The organism is Nonomuraea recticatena (assembly GCF_039533245.1).
In the GTDB taxonomy this organism is placed as follows: domain Bacteria; phylum Actinomycetota; class Actinomycetes; order Streptosporangiales; family Streptosporangiaceae; genus Nonomuraea; species Nonomuraea roseola.
Window position 1 is genome coordinate 238010 of record NZ_BAAATE010000002.1, and the last position, 24408, is coordinate 262417.

General features: G+C 70.8%; 20 protein-coding genes. 13 read left to right on the top strand and 7 right to left on the bottom strand.

The window, feature by feature from the left end; translation table 11 throughout:
- Positions 1-2 precede the first annotated feature (2 nt).
- The gene (locus ABFX50_RS04410; RefSeq protein WP_346143424.1) at positions 3-1790 is read left to right on the top strand and encodes a glycoside hydrolase family 13 protein; all 1788 of its coding nucleotides are present in this window, start codon (positions 3-5) and stop codon (positions 1788-1790) included.
- 57 nt (positions 1791-1847) lie between these two features.
- Positions 1848-3089 (top strand): right-handed parallel beta-helix repeat-containing protein, encoded by a 1242-nt coding sequence (locus ABFX50_RS04415; protein WP_346143426.1) that lies wholly within the window; start codon positions 1848-1850, stop codon positions 3087-3089.
- Positions 3090-3203: 114 nt separating this feature from the next.
- Here the strand turns inward: ABFX50_RS04415 and ABFX50_RS04420 are convergent, their stop codons facing one another.
- Positions 3204-4364, bottom strand: coding sequence for a thiolase family protein (locus ABFX50_RS04420; RefSeq protein ID WP_346143428.1), 1161 nt, complete (start codon positions 4362-4364; stop codon positions 3204-3206).
- A gap of 184 nt (positions 4365-4548) precedes the next feature.
- On the opposite strand from ABFX50_RS04420, the gene ABFX50_RS04425 reads away from it, so the two are divergent.
- Positions 4549-5169 (top strand): ACT domain-containing protein, encoded by a 621-nt coding sequence (locus tag ABFX50_RS04425; RefSeq protein ID WP_346143430.1) that lies wholly within the window; start codon positions 4549-4551, stop codon positions 5167-5169.
- A gap of 101 nt (positions 5170-5270) precedes the next feature.
- Here the strand turns inward: ABFX50_RS04425 and ABFX50_RS04430 are convergent, their stop codons facing one another.
- Positions 5271-6554, bottom strand: a complete 1284-nt coding sequence (locus ABFX50_RS04430; protein WP_346143432.1) for an ABC transporter ATP-binding protein — start codon at positions 6552-6554, stop codon at positions 5271-5273.
- 380 nt (positions 6555-6934) lie between these two features.
- On the opposite strand from ABFX50_RS04430, the gene ABFX50_RS04435 reads away from it, so the two are divergent.
- The 3 genes from ABFX50_RS04435 to ABFX50_RS04445 are packed head-to-tail and all read left to right on the top strand — an operon-like array spanning position 6935 to position 10377.
- Positions 6935-8440, top strand: coding sequence for a glycoside hydrolase family 13 protein (locus ABFX50_RS04435; RefSeq protein ID WP_346143434.1), 1506 nt, complete (start codon positions 6935-6937; stop codon positions 8438-8440).
- A gap of 10 nt (positions 8441-8450) precedes the next feature.
- Positions 8451-9476: a LacI family DNA-binding transcriptional regulator gene (locus tag ABFX50_RS04440; RefSeq protein ID WP_346143436.1), complete on the top strand. Its 1026-nt coding sequence runs from the start codon at positions 8451-8453 to the stop codon at positions 9474-9476.
- 22 nt (positions 9477-9498) lie between these two features.
- Positions 9499-10377 carry an adenosine kinase gene (locus ABFX50_RS04445; protein WP_346143438.1) on the top strand — a complete coding sequence of 293 codons (879 nt, stop codon included), beginning with the start codon at positions 9499-9501 and terminating at the stop codon, positions 10375-10377.
- Between the two features lie 4 nt (positions 10378-10381).
- Here ABFX50_RS04445 and ABFX50_RS04450 read toward each other — a convergent pair whose 3' ends face one another.
- Entirely contained in the window at positions 10382-10771 is a 390-nt protein-coding gene (locus tag ABFX50_RS04450) for a PPOX class F420-dependent oxidoreductase (protein ID WP_346143440.1), read from the bottom strand.
- Between the two features lie 54 nt (positions 10772-10825).
- Between ABFX50_RS04450 and ABFX50_RS04455 the strand changes: the two genes are divergently transcribed.
- Positions 10826-11254: a MarR family winged helix-turn-helix transcriptional regulator gene (locus tag ABFX50_RS04455; RefSeq protein WP_221241034.1), complete on the top strand. Its 429-nt coding sequence runs from the start codon at positions 10826-10828 to the stop codon at positions 11252-11254.
- An 18-nt stretch (positions 11255-11272) separates the two neighbouring features.
- On the opposite strand, the gene ABFX50_RS04460 is transcribed toward ABFX50_RS04455, so the two are convergent.
- Both ABFX50_RS04460 and ABFX50_RS04465 read right to left on the bottom strand, forming a co-directional pair.
- Entirely contained in the window at positions 11273-13000 is a 1728-nt protein-coding gene (locus ABFX50_RS04460) for a serine/threonine-protein kinase (protein ID WP_346143443.1), read from the bottom strand.
- 252 nt (positions 13001-13252) lie between these two features.
- Positions 13253-15214, bottom strand: coding sequence for a beta-galactosidase (locus tag ABFX50_RS04465; RefSeq protein ID WP_346143445.1), 1962 nt, complete (start codon positions 15212-15214; stop codon positions 13253-13255).
- A gap of 193 nt (positions 15215-15407) precedes the next feature.
- Between ABFX50_RS04465 and ABFX50_RS04470 the strand changes: the two genes are divergently transcribed.
- The 4 genes from ABFX50_RS04470 to ABFX50_RS04485 are packed head-to-tail and all read left to right on the top strand — an operon-like array spanning position 15408 to position 19406.
- A complete protein-coding gene (locus ABFX50_RS04470) occupies positions 15408-16712 on the top strand; it encodes an ABC transporter substrate-binding protein (RefSeq protein WP_346143447.1) in 1305 nt (434 codons plus the stop codon).
- Positions 16709-17593, top strand: a complete 885-nt coding sequence (locus ABFX50_RS04475; protein ID WP_346143449.1) for a carbohydrate ABC transporter permease — start codon at positions 16709-16711, stop codon at positions 17591-17593. Before ABFX50_RS04470 ends, ABFX50_RS04475 begins: the two co-directional genes overlap by 4 nt.
- Positions 17590-18414: a carbohydrate ABC transporter permease gene (locus ABFX50_RS04480; RefSeq protein WP_346143451.1), complete on the top strand. Its 825-nt coding sequence runs from the start codon at positions 17590-17592 to the stop codon at positions 18412-18414. The genes ABFX50_RS04475 and ABFX50_RS04480 overlap by 4 nt, the downstream gene beginning before the upstream one ends.
- A complete protein-coding gene (locus ABFX50_RS04485) occupies positions 18411-19406 on the top strand; it encodes a LacI family DNA-binding transcriptional regulator (RefSeq protein ID WP_346143453.1) in 996 nt (331 codons plus the stop codon). The genes ABFX50_RS04480 and ABFX50_RS04485 overlap by 4 nt, the downstream gene beginning before the upstream one ends.
- A 143-nt stretch (positions 19407-19549) precedes the next feature.
- Here ABFX50_RS04485 and ABFX50_RS04490 read toward each other — a convergent pair whose 3' ends face one another.
- A complete protein-coding gene (locus ABFX50_RS04490) occupies positions 19550-20881 on the bottom strand; it encodes a serine hydrolase (RefSeq protein WP_346143455.1) in 1332 nt (443 codons plus the stop codon).
- 111 nt (positions 20882-20992) lie between these two features.
- On the opposite strand from ABFX50_RS04490, the gene ABFX50_RS04495 reads away from it, so the two are divergent.
- Positions 20993-22717 (top strand): sensor histidine kinase, encoded by a 1725-nt coding sequence (locus ABFX50_RS04495; protein ID WP_346143457.1) that lies wholly within the window; start codon positions 20993-20995, stop codon positions 22715-22717.
- Complete coding sequence (locus tag ABFX50_RS04500; protein WP_346143459.1) at positions 22710-23378, top strand: response regulator transcription factor; 669 nt, start codon at positions 22710-22712, stop codon at positions 23376-23378. The genes ABFX50_RS04495 and ABFX50_RS04500 overlap by 8 nt, the downstream gene beginning before the upstream one ends.
- Before the next feature lie 7 nt (positions 23379-23385).
- Here the strand turns inward: ABFX50_RS04500 and lepB are convergent, their stop codons facing one another.
- Positions 23386-24108, bottom strand: a complete 723-nt coding sequence (lepB, locus tag ABFX50_RS04505) for a signal peptidase I (protein ID WP_183645613.1) — start codon at positions 24106-24108, stop codon at positions 23386-23388.
- Between the last annotated feature and the right edge of the window lie 300 nt (positions 24109-24408).

A 24408-nucleotide genomic window follows, 5' to 3' on the forward strand; every position in this document is an offset into this window, starting at 1 on the left:
TCTTGCACTACCTCGACCAGCCGCATCACGACGGCTCGTCCCTGTACGTCTCCACGCTCGCCCCCTGCCTCGGCGAGGAGGTGAGCGTGTGGCTGCGCGTGCCGCAGGGTCTGGCCATGGACGCGGTGCACGTGCGCACCGTCTACGACGGCGAGCCGCGCTACACGGCGGCCGCCCCCGACCCCTCGAGGAAGGGGCTCGGCGGGTACGGCGAGGGCGACACCTGGTGGAAGGCGACGATCACGGCGGTCAACCCCGTCGTGCCGTACCGCTTCCTGCTGATCTCCGGCCAGGGCCAGCGGTGGCTGAACGCCTCGGGCCTCACCGGTCACGACGTGACCGACTCCACCGATTTCAGGCTGGTTTCCCATGAGGCGCCGCCGGAGTGGATGGCCGACGCGATCGTCTACCAGATCTTCCCCGACAGGTTCGCCAGCGCCCGTCCCCGCAAGGACCTTCCCTCGTGGGCGCTGCCCGCCTCGTGGGACGGCGACCCCGTCATCGGGGAGGGCCCCGGCACGCCCGAGCAGCTCTACGGCGGCGACCTCGACGGCATCACCGAGCGGCTCGACCACATCCAGGCGCTCGGCGCCGACACCGTCTACCTCACGCCCTTCTTCCCCTCGCGCTCCAACCACCGCTACGACGCGGCGAGCTTCGACCACGTCGACCCGCTGCTCGGCGGCGACGAGGCGCTCATCCGGCTGTCCGACGCGCTGCACGCGCGCGGCATGAGGCTGCTCGGCGACATCACGACCAACCACACAGGCGACTCGCACGAGTGGTTCACCGCGGCCATCTCCGACGTCAACGCCCCCGAGCGCGAGATGTTCTACTTCGACCCCGACACCGGCGACTACGAGTCCTGGTGGGGCGTCAAGACGCTGCCCAAGCTCAACTGGGCCAGCGAGCTGGTCCGCACGCGCATGCCCGCCGTCCTGCGCAGATGGCTCGGCGTGCTCGACGGCTGGCGCGTCGACGTGGCCAACATGACGGGCAGGCTCGGCGCCGACGACCGCAACCACGAGGTGGCCGCCATGCTGCGCCCCGAGGGCGCGGCCTTCATCGCCGAGCACAACCACGACGCCTCCGCCGACCTCGACAGGAACGGCTGGCACGGCACCATGAACTACGGCGGCTTCACCCGCCCCGTCTGGACGTGGCTGCGCGGCGACGACCTGGAGCTGACGCACTTCCTCGGCGTGCCGGGCGGGGTGCCGCGCCGCGACGGCGAGGCGGCCGTGGCGACCTTCAGGGAGTTCGCCGCGCACATGTCGTGGCGCTCGCTGGTCCACTCCTGGCAGCTGCTCGACTCCCACGACTCGCCCCGCATCCGCACCGTCACGGGCTCGCGCGAGCTGCACGAGGTGGCGGTCGGCCTGCAGGCCACGCTGCCGGGGACACCGATGGTGTTCGCGGGCAGTGAGTTCGGTCTGACCGGCGCCAACGGTGAGTACTCACGCACTCCCATGCCGTGGAACAGGCCGCAGGACCGCGACGAGCCGACCCACGCCGCCTACCGGGCGCTGCTCGGCCTGCGCAGGGCCGAGCCCGCGCTGCGCAGGGGCGGTCTTCGCTGGCTGCACGCCTCCGCCGACTGCCTGGTGTTCCTTCGGGAGACGGCCGAGGAGTCGCTGCTGGTGTGCGCCCGCAGGGCGCCGGGCGAGCCGCTCGAGCTGCCGCTGGCGGGCGCCGCTCGGGGCGTCTACAACGCGGGAGACCTCTCGCCGCTCGTGCTGCCGGGTGAAGGTCCCTCTCTGCGCATCTGGCGTCTGTCGGTGGAGGCGTGATCACGCTACGGTATTGCCCCTGACGATTCGCCTTTCAACTAGATGAGTGGTGCCCCGATGAAGTCGCTGGCCGTGGCCCTTCTGCTGTTTCCCGCACTTCCCCTGGCGGAGGGAGCGGCAGGCACGACGTACTACGTCGACTCCAAGGCGGGTGACGACTCGGCCGCGGGCACCAGCGCGGCGACAGCGTGGAAGAGCCTTTCCACGCTGAACGCCACGACGCTCGAGCCGGGCGACACCGTCAACCTCAAGAGGGGCAGCAGCTGGAACGGTCCGCTGGAGCTGTCCGCCAAGGGCACCGCCGCCCGGCCGATCGTGGTCCAGCCGTACGGCAAGGGCGCAGCCCCGAAGCTCAGCGGCCAGGACGCCCACTGCGTGGTGATCAGCGGCAACTACTGGCGCGTGTCGGGGCTGCGGGCCAGCAACTGCCAGTGGGCGGGGTTCGAGATCTCGGGCGACGGCAACGAGCTCGTCGGGGTGGCGGCCGACCGCAACATCGCGGGCGTCCACATCACCCCCGAGGGAGCCCGCAACACCGTCAGGAACAGCTGGCTGACCGGCAACAACAGGATGAGCGTCAACGACGAGGGCGGCGACAACGACTCGGGCGCCTTCGGCGTGCTGGTCAACGGCGACGACAACCTGATCACCGGCAACTCCATCACCGGCAGCACCGCCGCTAGCAAGGACTACGGCCTGGACGGCGCCGCGGTCGAGATCTTCAGCGGCGACCGCAACAGGGTCACGCACAACCTCTCCCGCGACAACCACACGTTCACCGAACTCGGCGCGAAGAAGGGCACGACGGCGACGGGCAACGTGTTCGCCTTCAACGTGGTGACCTCCGCGCGCAAGCTCGGCTCCTTCCTGGTGACACGCGGCTCGCGGCACATCGTCGGACCCGTCAAGGGCACGGTCGCGGTGCACAACTCCGTCTACCTGCCGGGCTCGAGGACCATCGGCTGGTCCTGCCACGACGGGTGCTCCCCCGACATCCTCAAGCTGCGCAACAACGTGATCGTGGTCGGCGGGGAGATGGGCTGGGAGGACGGCAAGGGCGCCGACGAGGGCGGAAGCGTCTACAAGGGACGATCCAAGCGCTTCAAGGCGGGCCCCAGGACGGTGATCGCCGACCCGCGCTTCGTCTCCCGCACCGACCTGCGCCTGAGCCCCGGCTCACCGGCTCTCGACAGGGGCCTGCCCCTCGGCCCCGCCTGGTACGGCGGCGCCGCGCTGGGCAAGGACTTCACCGGCAAGGCCCTCGGCGCCGCTCCCGACGCCGGCGCCTACCAGCAGTGACACCCACGCCGCCACTCAGGCGGGCGTGCCCGCCGTCAGCGACCACGCCGCGGCCTCAGCGGCGGCGTACGTGGCGACCTGGGGGAAGGCGATGAGCGACAGCACCGAGGATCCTCATCGGAGGGACTCCAGGACGGTGGCGTTGGCCAGGCCGCCCGCCTCGCACATCGTCTGCAGCGCGTAACGGGCGCCGCGCTGACGCATGGCGTGGACCAGCGTGGTCATGATGCGCGCGCCGCTGGCCCCGAGCGGGTGGCCGAGCGCGATCGCGCCGCCGTTCACGTTGACCTTGGCAGGGTCGGCGCCCGTCTCCTGCAGCCAGGCCAGCACCACGCTCGCGAACGCCTCGTTGACCTCGAACAGGTCGATGTCGGACAGCGCCAGTCCCGCGCGCCTGAGGACCTTCTCGGTGGCGGGGATGACCCCTGTCAGCATGAGCAGCGGGTCGGAGCCCGTGACGGCGAAGGAGTGCAGCCTGGCCATCGGGCGCAGGCCGAGCCTGGCCGCGTTCTCGCTGGTGGTGATCAGCACGGCCGCGGCGCCGTCGTTGGTGGGGCTGGCGTTGCCCGCCGTGACCGACCAGTTGATCTGCGGGAAGCGCTCGGCGTATCCAGGGTCGGTGAAGGCGGGCCTGAGCCCGGCCAGGACCTCCATCGTGGTGCCCGGCCGCACCGACTCGTCCCTGTCGACGCCGTCGATCGGCGCGATCTCCTCGGAGAGGTCGGCGGCGGCCGCCTTGACGTGCGAGCCCATCGAGAAGGCGTCCATGGCCTCCCGCGACAGGCCCCACTTGGCGGCGATCAGCTCCGCGCTGATGCCCTGCGGCACCAGCCCCTCGGGGAAGCGGGCCGCGACGCCGGGCCCGAAGGGGTCGGCGCCCTGCGGCACGTTCGACCACATCGGCACCCTGCTCATCGAGTCCACGCCGCAGGCGACGACCAGGTCGTAGGCGCCCGAGATGACGCCCTGAGCGGCGAAGTGGACGGCCTGCTGCGAGGAGCCGCACTGCCTGTCCACCGTCACCGCGGGGACCTCGTCGGGGAAGCCCGCGGACAGCCAGGCGTAGCGGGTGGTGTTCATCGCCTGCTCGCCCACCTGGTCGACGCAGCCGCCGATCACGTCGTCGACGAGCGCGGGGTCGATCCCGCTGCGGGCGACCAGTTCGCGCAGCGTGTGGGCGAGGAGCTCGACAGGGTGGACATGGGCGAGGGCGCCCCGCGGCTTGCCCTTGCCGATGGGAGTTCGTACGGCCTGCACGATCACGGCGTCACGCATCGCATCCCCGTCCCGTTGTGAGTTGGAAAACTGGATGCACACTATCCCTAGTGAGTCCGGTTTTCCAACCCTTTGGTGTCCAGTGTCGACAAAACGGGTAAATGGGCAGCATGCTGGACATAGCCCAGAAACGCCCTGGAAATCTCGCTGCGGCACTGTGTGAGCCCTGAAAGGGGGAGATGCGATGTTGCTGCGACTGAGGGTGTCCCTGCCGGACCGCCCTGGAGGACTCGGCCAGGTGGCGCGCGTGCTAGGCGCGCTCGGCGCCGACATCCTGCAGGTCACCGTGCTCGAACGGGAGGCAGGGAGGGCTGTGGACGACTTCACGGTCTCGTGGCCGGGCACGACCACTCCGGCTGCGGTCCACGAGCGTCTGTCGTCCGTGCCGGGCGTCAAGGTCGAGGGGGTCTGGCCGACCAAGGAGGTGCCGGGCTCGGCGCTCGACTACGACCTGCTGATGCACGTGGCGGGCGATCCCGCGCGGGGCTTCGCCACGCTGGTGGACGCGCTGCCCGGGCTGTGCGGGGGAGAGTGGGCGCTCGCGCTGGCCGACGGTGTCGTACGGCACGCGAGCCTGGCCGCGCCGTCCCTCTTCGAGCTGGCCGCGCCGCCGCCGCTCCGCCCGGCCGTCCACGTGACAGGCGAACGCCGCCTGATGGTGCTGCCCGTGAAGGGGACGGCCATGAACCTCGTCGTGGCCCGCTCCGAGGGCCCGCCGTTCCACCGCGCCGAACTCGACCGCGCGGCCCGCATCGTGGAGGTGGTCTCCCGCATGGCCGCCCGCTTCGAGCCTGTCAACGACTGAGGGGACGCGGGGGACTCCGCGGACCCTGGCGGAGGCCGTGGCGGAGGCCGTGGCGGAGGCCGTGGTGGAGGTCGAGGCGGAGGCCGAGACGGAGACGGGGGTCAGCGGCGGGGCGGGTCGATGCGGCTGCCGTCGAGCCTGAAGAGCATGAGGCGCGTGACGTCCACGCCGATCTTCGCCGCGTCGCCCGTGCGCCACGCGGGCCGTACACCGAGCCTGACGATCAGGTCGGCCCTGCGGTGGTGGCCGTCGCGCAGGTTGTGGCCGACCTGCTCCTGCTGGGCGTGCTCGTCGGGCTCGGAGCCGAACATCCTGCGTACCATCGCGCGTAGGCCGCCGCCTCCGCCCTCGTTGCCGTGGGCGTTCTGGCGGGGGTCGGGCGGTTCGGGCACGGCCACCGCCGGCACGCCGCACTCCACGTAGGCCAGCCACTCGTGCCCGTGGTACTCCAGCGCCCTGACCCTGCCGTAGAAGCTCGGCCCCTCGTAGGACTCCTGGACGGGGGCGAGGCCGTCGGGCCTGATGCCGACGATGATCTGGCCGCCGGTGTGCTGCGAGATCGCGTAGGCCCTGGGATCGCTCCACGGGATCACCAGCTGGTGGGGGCCGAAGTCGAGCAGCACGTACTGGTTCTGCGGAGTGCGCACGGTGGCGGCCAGCAGGTTGAGCTGCTGGGAGCTGAGGAAGGCGGCGACGAAGGCGGTCGCGGGGTCGTTGTAGATCTGCCCTGGTGTGCCGACGTCCTGGAGCACGCCGCGGTTCATGATGGCGATGCGGTCGGCCAGGGTGAGCGCCTCGACCTGGTCGTGGGTGACGTAGATGGTGGTGACGCCGAGCGAGCGGACCAGGGAGGAGATCTCCATGCGCAGCTCGGTGCGCATGCCCGCGTCGAGGTTGGACAGCGGCTCGTCCATGAGGAAGATCTTCGGCTGACGGACGATCGCGCGGCCCATCGCCACACGCTGCCGCTGGCCGCCCGACAGGGTGCCGGGCCTGCGGTCGAGGGTCTCGTCGATGTGCAGGGCCTTCGACAGCTCCGTCACGCGCTCCTTCACCAGCGCGGGATCGGCCTTGGCGATCTCCAGCGGGAAGGCCATGTTGCCGCGCACCGTGCGGTGCGGATATAACGCGCCGTTCTGGAACACCATCGCGACGTCGCGGTCGCGGGGCGCGAGGTGGTTGGCGAGCTCGCCGTCGAGCCACAGGTCGCCGTCGGTGACCTCCTCCAGGCCCGCGATCATGCGCAGCAGTGTCGACTTGCCGCAGCCGGAGGGCCCGAGCAGCACGAGGAACTCCCCGTCTTCGGCGCGCAGACTCAACCTGTCGACCGCCAGGTATCCCCCGGGGTAGACCTTGGTGACCTTGTCCAGGACGACGGTGCTCATGGGTCCGCTCCACCCTTGTAGATCCGCATCAGACTCCCGCGTTAGGGGGAGTCACCGCTGCTTGGCGGGCGTGAGACGTCACCTGTGACGGGGCTGATTGATGAGGTAGTACATCGCGTGTTCCCCCGTGTGTCCAGACTTGACATGAAAATTCAGTAACCGTCGTGTTTCGGTTTCAAGGTCAACGTCTCGGGCCCCGCGCGGTGCGCGTCCCCAGAGCCCCTGCTGAGCAAGGTTTTGGTGTGGCCGTAAGCCCCTTCGCCACGCCTTATTGCGAAAAATCCCACTTTGGAAAGGCTTGCGTAAACTTACGGCAAGCTCTTTCATATGAGGTGGTTCCGTCACAAGGAGGGACCTGTATCTCGGGGGACACGTTTTCCATGATCCATACTTCGGCAGCCACCCGCTGGTGGCGTGACGCCGTGATCTACCAGGTGTACGTGCGCAGCTTCGCCGACGGCAACGGCGACGGCGTCGGCGACCTGATCGGCGCCCGCGACCGGCTGGGCTACCTGGCCGACCTCGGCGTCGACGCGATCTGGCTCACGCCCTTCTACACCTCGCCGATGGCCGACTTCGGCTACGACGTGGCCGACTACCGCGACGTCGACCCGCTGTTCGGCACGCTCGGCGACGCCAAGGCGCTCATCGACGAGGCGCACGGCCTGGGCATCAGGGTGATCGTGGACATCGTGCCCAACCACACCTCCTCGGCCCACCCTTGGTTCCAGGAGGCGCTGCGCGGCGTCAACCGCGACCGCTACATCTTCCGCGACCAGCCGAACGACTGGGAGTCGATCTTCGGAGGGTCGGCCTGGACGCAGGTCGAGGACGGCCAGTGGTACCTGCACCTGTTCGACTCGAGCCAGCCCGACCTCAACTGGGACCACCCCGAGGTGCGCGCCGAGTTCGAGTCGGTCCTGCGCTTCTGGCTCGACCTGGGCGTCGACGGCTTCCGCGTCGACGTCGCGCACGGCATGGTCAAGCCCGAGGGGCTGCCCGACATCGGCCACGCCGACCAGGTCCGCATGATCGGCAGCGACGTCGTGCCGTACTTCGACAACGACGCCGTCCACGAGATCCACCGCTCCTGGCGCAAGATCCTCGACTCCTACCCCGGCGAGCGCATCGGCGTGGCGGAGGCGTGGGCGCCGACGCCTGAGCGGCTCGCCCGCTACGTGCGCCCCGACGAGCTCCACCAGGCCTTCAACTTCCACTACCTGGGCACGCGGTGGGAGGCGGGCCCTCTGCGCCACGTGATCACCGAGTCGCTGGAGACCGCCGCCTCCGTCGGCGCCCCCTCCACGTGGGTGCTGTCGAACCACGACGTCAAGCGGCACGTCACCCGCTTCGGCAGCGTCGAGAGGGCCCGCGCGGCCGCCCTGCTCATGCTCGCGCTGCCCGGCTCGGCCTACGTCTACAACGGCGAGGAGCTCGGCCTGCCCGAGGTGCTCGACCTGCCGGAGGAGTTCTGCCTCGACCCTCAGCGGCTGCGCGACCCCGACAGCGGCCGCGACGGCTGCAGGGTGCCGATGCCCTGGACCTCGGCCGAGGGGTACGGCTGGAGCAGCCCGTGGCTGCCCATGCCGGCCGGATGGGGCCCGCTGAGCGTCGAGGCGCAGAGCGGCGAGGCCGGCTCGATGCTCTCCCTCTACCGTGAGGCGCTGCGGCTGCGCCGTACCGTGTCGGGCGAGCTGCGCTGGTCCGACTCACCGGAAGGCACGCTGGTCTTCAGCCGCGACGACGGCTTCGTCTGCACGGTCAACCTCACCGGCTCGGAGATCGCCTTCCCCGCTCCCGGCGAGCCCGTCCTGTCGAGCGGGCCGGTCGAGCCCGGCACGCTCGCTCCCGACTCCGCCACGTGGTGGAGAGCCAAGGTTGCGTAAAGTGTCCATCATGAACGGTCACGCCCGACTCTCCGACATCGCCGCCCACGCAGGGGTGAGCGAGGCCACGGTCAGCCGGGTGCTCAACGGCAAGCCGGGAGTCTCCTCGGCCACCAGGCAGGCCGTGATGACCGCGCTCGACCTCATGGGCTACGAACGGCCGCAGCGGCTGCGCCAGCGCAGCAACGGGCTGATCGGGCTGGTGACACCCGAGCTGGACAATCCGATCTTCCCCGCCTTCGCGCAGGCCATCGAGAAGGCGCTGACCCACAACGGCTACACGCCGGTCCTGTGCACGCAGATGCCGGGGGGCGCGCCCGAGGACGAGTTCACCGAGCTGCTGGTCGACAGGGGCGTCAGCGGCATCGTCTTCGTCTCGGGCCTGCACGCCGACACCACCGCGCGGATGGACCGCTACACCAGGCTGATCGACCGCGGCCTGCCGATCGTGCTGGTCGACGGTTACAACGACGACATCGACGCGCCCTTCATCTCGCCCGACGACAGGCTGGCCTCGCGCCTGGCCGTCCAGCACCTGGTCGACCTCGGGCACGAGCGCATCGGGCTGGCCACGGGCCCCCGCAGGTTCGTGCCGGTGATCAGGAAGATCGAGGGCTACCAGCAGGCGATGACGCAACTGCTGGGGGCAGGCGATACCGGCGACCTGGTCGCGCACTCCCTCTTCTCCGTCGAGGGCGGCCAGGCGGCCGCGGCGCAGCTGCTGGCCAAGGGGTGCACCGGCATCGTCTGCGCCAGCGACCTGATGGCGCTCGGCGCCATCAGGGCGTGCAGGGAGCGCGGGCTGGCCGTGCCAGGCGACGTGTCGGTGGTCGGCTTCGACGACTCGCCGCTGATCGCCTTCACCGACCCGCCGCTGACCACGGTCCGCAAGCCGATCGGCGCCATGGCCTCGGCGGCCGTCGCCACGCTGCTCGAGGAGGTCAACGGGGCGCAGGCGCGGCGCGTCGAGCTCATCTTCCAGCCCGAGCTCGTGGTGCGCGGCTCCACCGGCTCCGGGCCCCTCGTCAACCGCTGACCGCACCTCCAGGAGACGACGAATGTACGACGTGCTGGTCATCGGCGGCGCGGGGGTCGACAGCACCGTCTACGTGCCCGAGCTGCCCCTGCCCTACGCCGACACCTACGCCGTCCCCCCTGTCGTCGACCGCATCGGCAACACGGGCGCGGGCGTGGCGCTGGGCTGCACCGCGCTCGGCCTGCGGACCCGCTTCGCCGACCTCATCGGCGACGACCCGCAGGGCAGGCTGATCAGGGAGCACCTGGCCGCCAAGGGCGTCGACTTCGTGTGGGCCCCTTCGGCCGCGGGCACCCGCCGCAGCGTCCTGCTGGTGGGCCCCGACGGCCGCAGGACCTCCCTGTTCGACCCCAGGGGCGTGCCGGGCGAGGTGCTGCCCCGCGAGCTGTACCTGCGGCCCGCCCGCCACGTGCACGTCTCGATCACCGACTTCTCCCGGCACGTCTACGCCGACCTGCCCGACGACGTGCCGACCTCCACCGACCTGCACGACTGGGACGGCTCCTCCGACTACCACAAGGACTTCGCCTACCGCTCCGGCCTGGTCTTCCTGTCGGCCACGGCGCTGGCCGACCCCGCCGCGACGATGCGGCACATCCTGGCGAACGGGCGCGCCCACACCGTGGTGTGCACCGACGGGCCGCGCGGCTGCCTGGTGCTCACCCGCGACGCGGACGTGCGCGCCTTCCCCGCCGCGCCGCTGCCGGGGCCGGTCGTCGACTCCAACGGCGCGGGCGACGCCTTCGTCTCCGGCTTCCTGTACGGCCTGCTGCGCGGCGAGCCCGTGCAGGAGTGCGTCCGCCTCGGCTCGATCGCGGGGGCCCACGCCTGCGTCTCCGAAGGCACCCACGAGAACCCCATCACCGAGCCGGTCCTGAGGGCCCGCGCCGCCTCGAGCTGAGGCCCTACTGGCTGGTGCAGCGCAGGGGGCGCATCACCAGCGTCACGCGCCGCTCGGCGTCGCCCACGGGCGCCTCGTACTCCAGCCCGTACCGCCTGGCCAGGACGTCGAAGAAGTCGCCCCCGGGGTCGGGCTCGACGCGTTCGACCACGCCGCGCACCTCCAGGTACCGGTAGGGGGCCTCGGGGTCGTTGATCGACAGCGAGATCGAGGGCCGCTCGGCGGCGTTCCTGCCCTTCTGCCGGTCCGTGGTCGTGGTGAAGCGGAGGAACTCGCCGTCCCAGATCGTCCAGACGGGCGTCACCTGCGGCGTGCCGTCGGGCATCAGCGTCGCCAGGTGGGCGAACAGCGGGCGGGTCAGCAGATCGACATGGCTGTCGGGAATCACGCTCATGGCCGAGGACACTATCAAAGCTTTGATGGTTGTCAGCACCTGTATGGTTCTGGCATGGGAATGCCTGCCGAGGAGCGACTCGGGCTCGACGTGAAGCGCGCCGAACAGCTGCTCATGGCCGCCAAGCACGCGGCCGTGAAGCGGGCGGGCCTCACCGTGCCGCAGTACGCGGCGCTGCTCGTCCTGGCGGGCAACCCTGGCATCTCCAACGCCGCCCTCGCCAGGCAGTGCCTGGTCACGCCGCAGGCCTCGAACGTCGTGCTGAAGAACCTGCTCGAGCGCGGCCTGATCGAGCGCCGCCCGCACGCCTGGCACCGCCAGATGCTCGAGACGCACCTCACCGAGCAGGGCAGGCAGGCGCTGGAGGTCGCCGACGCGGCCGCCGTGGAGATCGAGCGCAGGATCGAGAAGGCCTTCACGCCGCCCGAACGCGACCAGCTGCGCGAGCTGCTGGCCCGCTTCGGCCGCGCGGTGTCGGGCTGAGCCGGCCGGCCCGGCCCCTCAGCCGAGAACGACCTTGATGCCCCTGCTCAGGCCCGAGTCGTGCAGCTCCACCCCTGCGGGGTCGGCCTCCTTGGGCAGCTCGAAGACCAGCCCGCCGGTGAACGACTCGCCCGGCCCGATCCTGATCGGCTGGATCTCCTTGCCCGCCCTGTCGAGCAGCTTGGCGGCGCTGTGCCTCATGTCGTCGTCGTCGAGCAGCTTCTGCTGGCCAGGGTAGAGCACCCGGCCCTCCTGGCCGATGTTGCTGACCTTCAGCGACACCCTGCACGTGCGCACCTTGGCGGCCTGCGCCGCCTTCGCGCACTTGTGCCCCGTGACGGTGAAGCGGAGCTTGCCGTCCTGCACGGGACCCTCGGCCCCGATGGCGGGCGGCTTGAAGATCCACGCGACCGCGGCGATCAGCAGCAGCACCAGGACCACCACGACGGCGGCGGCGACCAGGCATCCGCTCAGCACCCCGCCCCTGCGCGCGGGCCCGGGCGGCAGCGGCCCCTGCCCGGTCATCTGGTACGGCGGGCGCTGCGGCAGCGGGCCCTGACCGGTGGCGTGATAGGGCATCGGCCCGCCCCCGGTCGTCTCGGCCGGGTTCGCGCCGTGCGGCACAGGGCCCCGCCTGGTGGCCGTCGGCGGGATCGTCATCTCGGCGGGCGGCACGAACGGGCCTGGCCTCGGCGGGACGGTGGTCTCGGCGGGCGGCACGAACGGCCCCTGCCTGGGCGGGATCGTCGTCTCGGCGGGCGGAGGGGGAGGAGCCTGCCTCGAGGGGGGCGGGGGAGCGGCCTGCCGCGAGGGCGGCCGTTGCCTGCCGGGCGGAGGCGACCAGCCCTGCCCCGGCGGCGGCTGCCGTACACCGAGGTCGGCGGGGTTCCACGAGTCGGTGAGGTGACGGGTGGCGGCCAGCTGGGCCCCCGCCACGTCGGGCGCGCCCACCAGCTCCAGCAGCAGCTCGCGCGCCTGGGGACGCCGTGAGGGGTCGGGGTGGATGGCGGCCGCGACCAGCCGGTCCAGCGGTGCGGGCAGCCCGCGCAGGTCGGGAGGGGCGGTCCGGGCGCGCGCCGCCATCACGTAGGCGTCACCCGAGCCGAAGGGATGGCCGCCGAGCCCCGCGTAGGCGATCAGCGAGCCCCAGGCGAACACGTCGGCGGCGGGGCTGGTGCGCCCCTCGAAGACCTGCTCGGGCGCGATCCACCCGGGAGTGCCCATCACCAGGCCCACGTTGGTGTGCCGCGAGCCCACCTGCGTGGAACGCGCCAGGCCGAAGTCGATCACCCTGGGCCCTGCGAGCGTGAGCATCACGTTGGCCGGCTTGAGGTCGCGGTGGACCAGGCCGGCGGCGTGGATCGCGGTGAGCGCCGCGGCCACGCCCACGGCGGCCGAGTGCAGCACCGAGGGCTGCAGCGCGCCGTGCTCGATGAGGTGGTCCTCGAGCGAGACGCCGTCGATGTACTCGGTGACCAGGTAGAGCATGCCGCCGTCGTCGCCGTGGTCGAGCACGCGGGCGGTGCAGAAGGAGGCCACCCGCCTGGCGTTGGACACCTCTTCGTGAAAGCGCGCCCGGTAGACGGGGTCGGCGGCGAAGTCGCGCCTGATCGCCTTCACCGCGACCTTGGCCCCGTCGGGGGCCGTCGCGAGGTAGACCGTGCCCATGCCGCCCGAGCCCAGGCGGCTCTCGAGCCGATAGGGCCCGATCGCGGCGGGGTCGTCAGAGGTCAGCGGCGATCCCACCGTCGCTGCCCCCTCGCCTTCGTGATCCCGCCGTCCCAACCGACCGTCCTCCGCCCGGATGACCGTATTCACCCGGAACTCTAACCGAGGAACGGCCCGCGGGTGGCCCGTCTCCCGCGCGGGACGGGAGACGGGCTGAACGGTCAGCGGTCCGCCTTCCGCGTGGGCGGGAGGAGCGGTGAGTAACGCCGCGACACGGAGGAAGGCGGCCATGGCTCGTTTCACGGGGCCTCCTGGCGGTGTGAGGGTGTCTCAGGCCTCTCGGACGACCGCGACCGCCCCTGCGGGCACGGTGCAGGAGCCGTCGTGGACGCCGCCGTCGAGCAGGTTCACCCCGCTCACGCCCGGAACGGTGACGGGGGTGTCGCCGTGGTTGATGAGGAAGACGTGGCAGCCTCGCCGTACCAGCTCGAGCTCGTCGGGCAGGTCACGGGGACGGGTGACGCCGGCGTGGTCGAGGACCTCGGCCAGCAGTCCGCGCAGGCCGGTGACCGGCGCGGTGGCCAGGTACCAGGCGCTGCCCGCGCCGAGGTCGTGGCGGGTGAAGGCGGGGTGGCCCGCGTCGGGGCCTTCGGCGAAGGAGCGAAGAGCCCGCGCGCCCGCCGGCCTGACCCGCTCCGACCAGATCCTGCCGGACAGGCCGCCCGACAGGCCCACGCGCTCGTCCTCGCGCAGCGGGTGGAACTCCTCCACCGACAGGCCGAGGACCTCGCGCAGCGCGCCGGGGAAGGCGCCGGGGTGGATGGTGTCGTGGGCGTCCACGATGCCGGAGAAGAACGAGGTCAGCAGGTGGCCGCCCGACTCGACGTAGCGGTGCAGGTTCTTGGCCGACGCCTCGGTCACCAGGTAGGAGCTCGGCGCCACCACGAGCCTGTAGGCCGACAGGTCGGCGGAGGGATGGACGAAGTCCACGGTGACGTGCTCGCGCCACAGCGCCTCGTAGAAGGCGTCGACCCGCTCGCGGAAGGCCACGTCGACAGAGGGCCGCCAGTCGAGCTCGAGCGCCCACCACGACTCCCAGTCCCACACGACGGCCACCTCGGCGGCGACCGTACTGCCGGCGACCTCGGCGAGCGCCTCGACCTCGGCGCCCAGGGCGACCACGTCGCGCCACTGGCGGGAGTCGGTGCCCGCGTGCGGGATCAGCCCCGAGTGGAACTTCTCCGCGCCGAACCGCGAGGCCCTGATCTGGAAGAACATCACGCTGTCCGAGCCGCGGGCCACGTGCGCGAGGCTGTTGCGCCGCATCTCGCCTGGGCGCTTGGCGATGTTGCGCGGCTGCCAGTTGACCGCCGCGGTGGAGTGCTCCATCAGCAGCCACGGCCTGCCGCCGGCCACCGACCTCGCCAGGTCGGCCGACATGGCCAGCTCGATGTGGTTGTCGGGCTTCTCCGCCGACAGGTAGTGGTCGTTGGCGACGACGTCGACCTCGCGCGCCCACTGCCACAGGTCGGTGGACTTGCAGTTGACGGTGCCGGCGAAGTTCGTCGTCACCGGCAGGTCCGACACCTGCCGGATGAGGTCGCGCTGCAGCGCGTAGTGCGCGCGGTGCTGCTGGTCGCTGAAACGCGCGTAGTCGAGGCGCTGGGCGGGGTTGACCGCGGTGTGGTTGGCCCTGGGAGCGTCGATCTCCTCCCAGTCGCTGTACCGCTGACCCCAGAACGTCGAGCCCCAGGCGTCGTTCAAAGCCGACAAATCCTGATATGTACGGCGAAGCCACTCGCGCCAGGCCCGCACGCTGTGATCGCAGTAGCACTCGCCCAGCGGCGCGCCGTACTCGTTGTGCACGTGCCACATCACCACCGCGGGATGGTCCTTGTAGTGGCCCGCGAGCGCGGTGACCAGCCTGGAGGTGGCGGCCAGGAAGTCGGGGGAGCTGGAGCACGCGCTCTGCCGCCCGCCGAACCCTATGCGCCTGCCCTCACGGTTCACCGGCAACGCGTCCGGATGCTTCCTGACGAACCACGCCGGAGGGACCGCCGTCGGCGTCGCCAGGTTCACCGCGATCCCCGCGGCGTGCAGCCGGTCGACGATCTCGTCCAGCCAGCCGAACTCGAAGCGGCCCTCGGCCGGCTCCATCAGCACCCAGGAGAACATGCCGAGGCTGACCAGGTTCACCCCCGCCTCGCGCATGAGGACGATGTCCTCCTCCTGCACCTCCCGCGGCCACTGCTCCGGGTTGTAGTCGCCCCCGAACGCGATCCCGTCACGCATCAACATCCCCAATCGTTCTGTGAACGTGCACAGTAGCGGCACATTCGCCGTGCAGGGAACCCACCTGGACCTTAACGAGAACGTAACGGGCACTTGACGGGTCATCTCTGCGGCAATCAGTCTGTGCACGTTCACAGAGTCTGCGGCACGCTGCCGACAGCTTAGAGTTCTCATCTCGGTGCTCGGAGGACAAATGCGTACAAAACTCCTGGGCGTGGTCGCTCTCGTGGTCACGCTGGCGGCGGCGGGCTGCGCGTCGGAGGGAGCCGCCCCGGCCCCTGAGGCGACCCAGGCGGCTCCCCAGGGTCCGGTGAAGCTCACCTACTGGACCTGGGCTCCCAACATGGACAAGATCGTCGCGGTCTGGAACCAGGAACACCCGGACATCCAGGTCACCGTCAGCAAGCAGGCGGGCGGCGACGACGCGGCGGCCAAGTTCCTCACCGCGGCCAAGGCGGGCAACTCGCCGGACCTCGTGCAGGCCGAGTACCAGCACCTGCCCTCGTTCATCGCCGCCGACGCGGTCGCCGATCTCACGGCCGCCGCGGCCCCGGTCAAGGCCGAGTTCTCCGAGGGCGTGTGGGGTCAGGTCACGCTCGGCACCGACACCGTCTACGCCATCCCGCAGGACAGCGGCCCGATGATGCTCTTCTACCGCAAGGACCTGTTCGACAAGTACGGCATCGCCGTGCCGAAGACCTGGCAGGAGTACGCCGAGGCCGCGCGCAAGGTGCACGAGCAGGACTCGAAGGTCTTCCTCGGCACCTTCTCCAGCAAGGACCCCGGCGCCTTCACCGGCCTGGCCCAGCAGGCGGGCGCCCAGTGGTGGGCCATCGACGGCGAGTCGTGGAAGGTGAACGTCGCCGACGAGCCCACCACCAGGGTCGCCGACTTCTGGGGCGGCCTGGTCAAGGAGGGCGTCATCGACGGCATGCCGTACTTCACCCCCGAATGGAACAAGGCGCTCAACGACGGCAGGCTGCTCACCTGGCCTTCGGCGATCTGGGCGCCCGGCGTGCTGTCGAGCAACGCCCCCAAGGGCAAGGGCAAGTGGGCCGCCGCGCCGCTGCCGCAGTGGAAGGCGGGGGAGAACTTCAGCGGCTTCTGGGGCGGCTCGTCGGTCGCCGTCGCGGCCAAGTCGAAGCACCAGGCCGCCGCCGCGAAGTTCGCCACCTGGCTCAACACCGACGCCAAGGCCGTCGACCTGCTGGTCAAGGAGGCGGCGATCTACCCCGCCGCCACCAAGGGACAGAGCGCGCTGACCGAGGCGCCCGACTACTTCTCCACCCAGCCGGACTTCTGGCAGCAGGCCGCCGGGGTCGCCGCCGGCGCCAGGGGCTTCACCTTCGGCCCGAACGTCGGCGTCACCTACAACGCCTTCAAGGACTCCTTCGACAAGGCCGTGCAGGCCAAGTCGTCCTTCTCCGACGCCGTGCGCGCCATGCAGGAGGCGACCGTCGCCGACATGCGCAAGTCCGGTTTCCAGATCGCGCCATGAACCGACGCGTCAAGGCCGCGCCGTACCTCTTCCTGACCCCCGCGATCGTCCTGTTCACGCTCTTCCTCGCGCTGCCCGTCTGCTACACCTTCTACCTGTCCATGCGCAGGGTGAAGGTCTCGGGGCTCGGGCTGGGCAAGGGCTCGCGCCAGGAGATCTTCGTGGGCCTGGACAACCTGGCCGCCGCCGCCACCGACGGCGAGCTGTGGGCAGGATGGCTGCGCGTGCTGGGGTACGGCGCGCTCGTGCTGGTCGTGATGCTCGGCCTGGCCCTGCTGTTCGCGCTCCTGCTCGACTCCGCCCACGTACGGCTGGCCAGGTTCTCGCGCATCGCGATCTTCCTGCCCTACGCGGTTCCCGGAGTGGCGGCCACCCTGCTCTGGGGCTTCCTCTACCTGCCCTCGCTCAGCCCCCTGCGCGCCCTGCTCGACGTGGACTTCCTCGGCGCGACCACGATCACCTACTCCATGGCGAACGTGGCGGTGTGGGGCGGCGTCGGCTTCAACATGCTCGTGCTCTACACCAACCTGCGGGCCATCCCCCGCGAGCTGTACGAGGCCGCCAGGATCGACGGAGCCACCGAGACGCAGATCGCGCTCAGGGTCAAGATTCCGATCCTGGTGCCCGCGATCATCCTGACCACGGTCTTCTCGGTCATCGCGACCATCCAGGTCTTCACCGAGCCGACCACGCTGCGGCCGCTCACCAACACGATCAGCTCGACCTGGAGCCCGCTCATGAAGGTCTACCGCGACGCGTTCGTCACCGGCGACCTCTACTCGGCCGCCGCCACCTCGATCGTCATCGCGGCCGTCTCGCTCGTGCTGTCGTTCGGCTTCCTGCGCGTGGTGCGCGGGCGCGCCTTCGGGGAGGAGTCATGACCAGGCGCCTGGCGCCGACGGGGCTGCTGCTCCTGGGCGCGATCTACTGCCTGTTCCCGGTGAGCTGGGTCCTGGTGGCGGCCACCAAGTCGCCCGCGGAGCTGTTCACCACCTCCACCCTGATGCCGGGCACCGGGCTGCTGTCCAACATCGAGGAGCTCTTCGCCTACCGCGACGGGGTGTTCTGGCTGTGGCTGGCCAACACCCTGCTCTACGCGGGCGGCGGCGCGCTGCTGTCGACCGCGGTCAGCGCGGTCTCCGGCTTCGCCCTGGCCAAGTACCGCTTCCCCGGCCGCGACGCGATCTTCAACCTGCTCATCGGCGGCATCCTGGTCCCCGCCGTCGTGCTGGCGATCCCGCAGTACCTGCTCTTCTCCCAGATCGGCATGGCCGACACCTACTGGGCGGTGCTGCTGCCCCAGATCCTGCACCCCTACAGCATCTACCTGGCGCGCATCTACGCGACCGCGGCCATCCCCGACTCGCTGCTGGAGGCCGGCAGACTCGACGGAGCGGGGGAGTGGCGGCTGATGACCAGGGTGGCCATCCCGCTGATGGTGCCCGGCATGGTGACGATCTTCCTGTTCCAGTTCGTGGCGATCTGGAACAACTTCCTGCTGCCGTTCATCATGCTCGGCGACGACGGCAAGTTCCCGCTCACCGTCGGGCTCTACACCATGCTCGCCGCAGGCGCCAACCAGCCCACCCTCTACAACCTGATCCTGACCGGCGCGCTGCTGTCGATCATCCCCTTGATCGCGCTGTTCCTGACGATGCAGCGATACTGGAGGACCGACCTGTCCTCCGGAGCCGTCAAGTGAAACGTCCCACCATCCACGACGTCGCCGCCGCCGCGGGTGTCTCCCGCGGCACGGTGTCACGCGTGCTGAACGGCGACAAGTACGTCAGCGCGGCGGCCCGCGCGGCCACCGAGAGGGCGATCGCCGAGACCGGCTACGTCGTCAACCGCGCCGCGCGCAGCCTGGTCACACAGAAGACGGGCTCGGTGGTCATGGTGCTGTCCGACCCGCACGAGAAGCTGTTCGAGGACCCCAACTACAGCGTCCTCATCAGTACGGCGGTGCGCCGCCTGGCCGAACGCGACGTCTCGCTCGTCATGATGATGGCGGGCGACGACGGCGACAGGCAGCGGGTCATCCGCTACATCAGGGGCGGCCACGCCGACGGCGTGTTCCTCGTCTCGACCCACGCCGGCGACCCCCTTGCCGACGCCCTCGGCTCCGACGTTCCCGTCGTGGCGCAGGGCGCGGTCATCGGCAAGGAGAACGTCATCCCCTACGCCGCCGCCGACGAGCGCCTCGGCGCCCGCCAGATGACCTCCTACCTCGTCGAGCAGGGCCGCAGGCGCATCGCCATGATCACCGGCCCCATGGACACGCCGGGCGGCACGCAGCGCCTCGAGGGCTTCGCCGACGTGCTCGGCCGCAAGGCCTCCAAGAAGCTCATCGCCCACGGCGACTGGTCGCGCGCCAGCGGCGAGCGGGCGATGACCGAGTTGCTGGAACGCTCTCCCGATCTCGACGCCGTCTTCGTCGCCTCCGACCTGATGGCGGCCGGAGCCCTTGCGGCCCTGCGGGCGGCGGGGCGGCGCGTCCCCGACGACGTCGCTGTCGGCGGTTTCGACGACTCCTCCGTCGCCGTCTCCACCCACCCGCCCCTCACCACCATCCGCCAGCCGCTGGCCAGGGTGGCCGAGGAGACGGTCAGCCTGCTGCTGGCGCTGATCGACGGCGCGGCGGGCGTCGAGCCGGTGATACTGCCGACGGAACTGGTGATCAGAGAGTCCGCGTGAGCGCCGCCGGGCACTGCCTCGGCGGCCTGCGCGACCATGTCGTCACCCTCGCCGGCCATCCCCTCGGCCTGCCCGCCGCCCACGCTGAGGGCGCCGACCTGCCGCCCGGTGAGGTCGGTGGCGAAGACCTCGCGATGAGGCTCTCAGCCCTTGGCCATCAGCTCGAAGGCGCCCTTGGCCAGCGCGAGCGCCTCGGTGGCCACGTTGCCCTCGTCCAGCCGCGCCTTGGTGTCGGAGGCCATCGTGGTGACGAAGAAGGTGCGTCCGTCCTTCGTCGTGGCCGAGTGGCCGAGTGCCAGCACGCCCGCCTCGGAGCCGCCCTTGAACCAGGCCGGACGCCACTTCTTCGCGTCGAGGCCGAGCCCCGCGTCGCTCTGGGACATGACCTCGCCCACGCGCCTGTCGCCGAGCACGCGCAGCCTGGCGTGCGCCGCGCACACCTCGCCGGGGGTGCCGAACCACTCGATGGTGTCCAGCTCCCGGGGTGAGACCCACGGCTTGATCTCGCTGAGCGGGATCTTGGCGACCACCCTGTCCAGGTAGGCCCTCCGCTGCTTCTCACCGAGCGACAGGTAACGCTTGGCGTGCTCGGGATAGGCCGCCCCCTTGAGCGCGAACAGCTCCCGCGTGGTGAGGAGAGGAGCGTTGCGCGACTGGTAGGCCTCGACCGTCTTCCTGCCCACCTTGTGCATCAGCAGGTCGGTGGCGGTGTTGTCGCTGATGCCGATCATCAGCTTGGCCGCCTCCCGCACCGACACCTTGCTGTTGTCGGGCCTGTCCTGCAGCTCGCCGCTCGGCAGGCTCTTGAGCGAAGGCTTGATCGTCAGCTTGGTGTCCCAGTTGGGGATCTTCTTGGCGACCGCCGCGAGGACGTAGAGCTTGAACATCGAGCCGAGCGGCCTGGGAGTGCGGGGGGCGAGCGAGCGCACGGGCACGCAGCGCCCGTCACGGGTGATCTCGGCGGCCAGGAAGCCCACTCTCGGCGCCGCCTTGCGGATCCGCTCGTCGATCTCCTTCCAGGTCGTGGGGGTGGGCTTGGGCGTGACGGGAGGCGTCATCCGCAGCCCGGAGATCTTCCCCTCCGCGTCGACCGTCAGCTCCATCCAGAGCGTCCTGCCGCCCGTCGTCACCTCGGCGGTGATCGCGGTGTCCACCGCGTAGAGGATCTTGATCAGGCGCAGGTCCTTGGTGCCGACCAGGACCGCGTTGAGCTCGGCAGGCGGCACGGCGGAGAGCATGAGCGCGGAGAAGTGCTCGGTGAGCTGCTGCTCGGGGATCGGCGCGTCAGGAACGGCGGACATCAGCCAGCTCAGCTGCCTGCCTGCCGGGGTGTCGGGGATGGGGACGCCGCGCGCCACGGCGGATGCCGAGACGGGCGCGGTGGACGGCGTCGCGGAGGCCAGGGCCGAGGGCGCGGCGGCGCACGCCGTCAGCAGCAGCGAGGAGGCGGTCACGGTGATGGCGACGGATCTCATGGCTTCCATGCAAGCGAACGGGGCCGCGCGCGCCCACCATGCCAGCCGCATCGTCAAGTGTGCGGTTAACCTCATAGACGCCGCCCGGCTTTCACACGACGATGGGTGCCCATGGGTTCGAGGTTGACGGCCGGGCTCCTCGTGGCGCTGGCCGCCGTGAGCCTGACCACCGGCGCGCTGCTGGAGTCGGGGCTGCCCCCGCCTCCCTCTCAGCTCGCCTTCATCCTGCTCGGCCTCGTCACCCCCGCACTCGGCTGGTTGCTGGCCGTCAGGCGGCCCTTCAGCCCCTACGGCTGGCTGCTGCTGGCCACCGCGGTGTTTCTGGGCCTCGGCTCACTCGGGGCCGGCATCGCGCTCGCGGCCGGCACACCCGCGGGCGTGCCAGGCTGGCTCACGGGGCTGTTCGCCGTGTACTTCGGGCTGAACTCGATCTTCGTGCCGCTGCTGTTCCCCGAGGGCCGGCTGCCCTCCAGAAGGTGGCGGCCCGTCGCGTGGATCTCGGCGGGCACGATCGGCGCCCACGCGCTCGGTGTCGCGGCGGCGTGGCCCGTCTCGGGACCGCAGACCCCGCCGGTGTCCATGACGGCGGCCGCCGTGGGCGCGCTCGGGCAGGCCCTGTCGTGGGTCATGGCCGTCATCGTGCTGGTGGGACTGGTCGTACGCTGGCGGCGCAGCGCGGTCACCGAGCGCGGGCAGTACGCGTGGATGGTCGCGGGCGCGACCGCCAACATCCTGTCCTTCGTCGCGCTCATCGTCTTCCTCATGGGCGGCGATGCCGGATGGGGACTGGTCGGGGTGACCGGCACGCTCGGATCGCTGCCCGCCGCGGTCGGCGTGGCGATCGTCAGGCACCGGCTGCTCGACATCAGGATCGGGATCCGCGGCTCCAGGCTGCTGTTCGTCTTCGACGTGCGGCCCTCCGTGGGTGACGTGCTCTCCAGCCTGGGTTCGGCCATGGAGGAGCGCCCCGAGCCCGCGGCGCTGATCGGCAGGCTGGCGGCGAGCGTGCGCTCGGCGCTGGAGACCACCTGGGCGGCCGTACGGCTGGCCGACGGCACCCGTGTCGTGGCCGGGGTCGAGGTGGGCCCCCCTGCGCTCGTCGTGCCGGTCAGGGGCGGGCTCGGCCAGCTGGAGTGCGGCCCGAGGCAGCACGGCAGGCTGACCGCCGACGACCGCCGCTTCCTGGAGGCGCTGGCCGTACCCGCGGGGCTGGCCATCCAGAGCGAAGGGCTGGCCGTACGGCTGGTCAACGCGCAGGAGGCCGAGCGGCGGCGCATCGAGCGCAACATCCACGACGGCGTGCAGCAGCAGCTCGTCGCCCTGATCGCGGGGCTAGAGCTGGCCAGGGCCACGGGTGGCGGCGCCGACCTGCTCGCCGAGCTGCGCGAGCAGGCCCGCCAGACCCTGACGGACCTGCGCGAGCTCGCCGCCGGCATCCACCCCTCCGCGCTCGGGCAGGGCGGCCTGGTCGAGGCGGTCGAGGAGCGCTGCGCGAGGCTGCCGGTGCCCACCAAGGTGCGCGCGGGCGAGGGCCTGCGCGCCACCCGCTTCTCCGACGAGGTGGAGGGCGCGATGTACTTCACCGTGAGCGAGGCCGTCGCCAACGCGCTCAAGCACGCAGCGGCGACGAGGATAGAGGTGCGGCTCGACCGCGAGGACGGCCGCCTGCGCGCCCGCGTCGTCGACGACGGCAGGGGGTTCGACCCCGCCACGACCGAAAGACGCGGCCTGGCCACGCTCGCCGACCGCCTCGACGCCCTCGGCGGAGGGCTGGAGATGCGAGCCGCCTCGGGGAAGGGAACACAGATGACGGCCTGGGTGCCTGTCGATGGGTGAGCGGCTGCGCACGGTGGTGGCCGACGACCACTACCTGGTGCGGGAGGGGACACGGCGGCTGCTCGAGCTGTCGGGCGAGGTCAGCGTCGTGGGCGCGGTCGGCGACGCCGACGAACTGCTCGACGCGGTGCGCAGGCTCGCGCCCGACGTCGTCGTCACCGACATCAGGATGCCGGGAGGCGCGTGGAGGGCGGGCTTCGAGGGCATCGACGCCGCCCACCGCGTGCACGCCGAGCATCCGGGGATCGGCGTGGTGGTGCTCTCGCAGTACTCCGACGCGCTGTTCGCCTTCGAGCTGTTCAAGCACGGCACCGAGGGCTTCGCCTACCTGCTCAAGGACAGAGTGGGCGACCTGGAGGAGCTGCTCGGCGCGATCAGGGCGGTCGCCTCGGGCGGCTCGGTGATCGACCCCAAGGTGGTGGAGGGGCTGCTGGCCAGGCGGGCGGTGCGGGCCGAGCAGGAGGAGCTGACGCCGCGCGAGCGCGACGTGCTGCGCGAGATGGCCAGAGGAAGGTCGAACGGCGGGATCGCGCGGGCGCTGCACCTGTCGGTGTCGTCGGTGGAGAAGAACGTCAACGCCATCTTCACCAAACTCGGCCTGGAGAACAGCGGCGACGTCCATCGCCGCGTCGCCGCCGTTCTGGCCTATCTGGGTCCTTGACCCGCGCTCACTTCTTCAGACCCGGCTGATCGAAGGTCGAGGGGATGTCGAGGGAGGTCCAGCGCGAGACCGGCCACATGATCACGAAGGCCCTGCCGAGCACGTTGTCGACCGCGATCGTGCCGCCGCCAGGGTCGCCCGTGTGGCCGCGGGAGTCGTAGGAGACCGAGCGGTGGTCGCCCATGACCCACAGCCTTCCCGCGGGCACCTTCACCTCGAAGGGCCGGTCGGAGGGCTCGTCGCCGGGGAAGAGGTAACTCGTCTCGTCCAGCGGCACGCCGTTGACCGTGACCCTGCCCTTGGAGTCGCAGCACTTGACGGTGTCGCCCGGCACGCCGATGACCCGCTTGATGTAGTCCTTCTCGCCCGGCACGAGCCCGAACAGCTCGCCCACCCAGCGCAGCGCCCCTGTGACCGGGTTGGTCGGCTCCTCGGTGACGACCTCGGGATCCCACGAGTCTTCACCGTTGAAGACGATGACGTCGCCGCGCTCGATGTCACGCGTGTGGTAGACGAGCTTGTTCACCAGCACCCTGTCGTTGATGAGCAGGGTGTTCTCCATCGACTCCGACGGGATGTAGAACGGCTGAACGATGAACGTCTTGATCAGCAGGGCGAGGCCGAGAGCCACGACGATGAGGATCGGCAGCTCCTTCCACGAGGAGCCCTTCTTCTTGTCGCTCTTGCCGTCCTCGGCGCGTTGCTGCGCGTCTTCACCGATCACGTCCACCTCGTCCCCCCGGAAGGCGCTTCGTCGCCATGGTTGATGCTTCCATCATCGCTGATGGGGCAGCTCAGCTTCCTGATCTCATGCCCAACAGTCAATTCGAATCCTCTCGTGCTCCGCGTCAAGTCGGCGTATGGCGCCTTCGCCCGGGGCGGCACGCCGCCGGAGAGGGGTGGCGCAGCCGTGGCCAGGCACGGCGGGGGAGCCCGTGAAGGGGTGGGAGAGCGCGTGGGGAAGGCTCGCGTGGAAGCGGCCGAGGCGGATGGCAAAGATCACTTCCCTCGGTGCGCCCATCCCGCGATG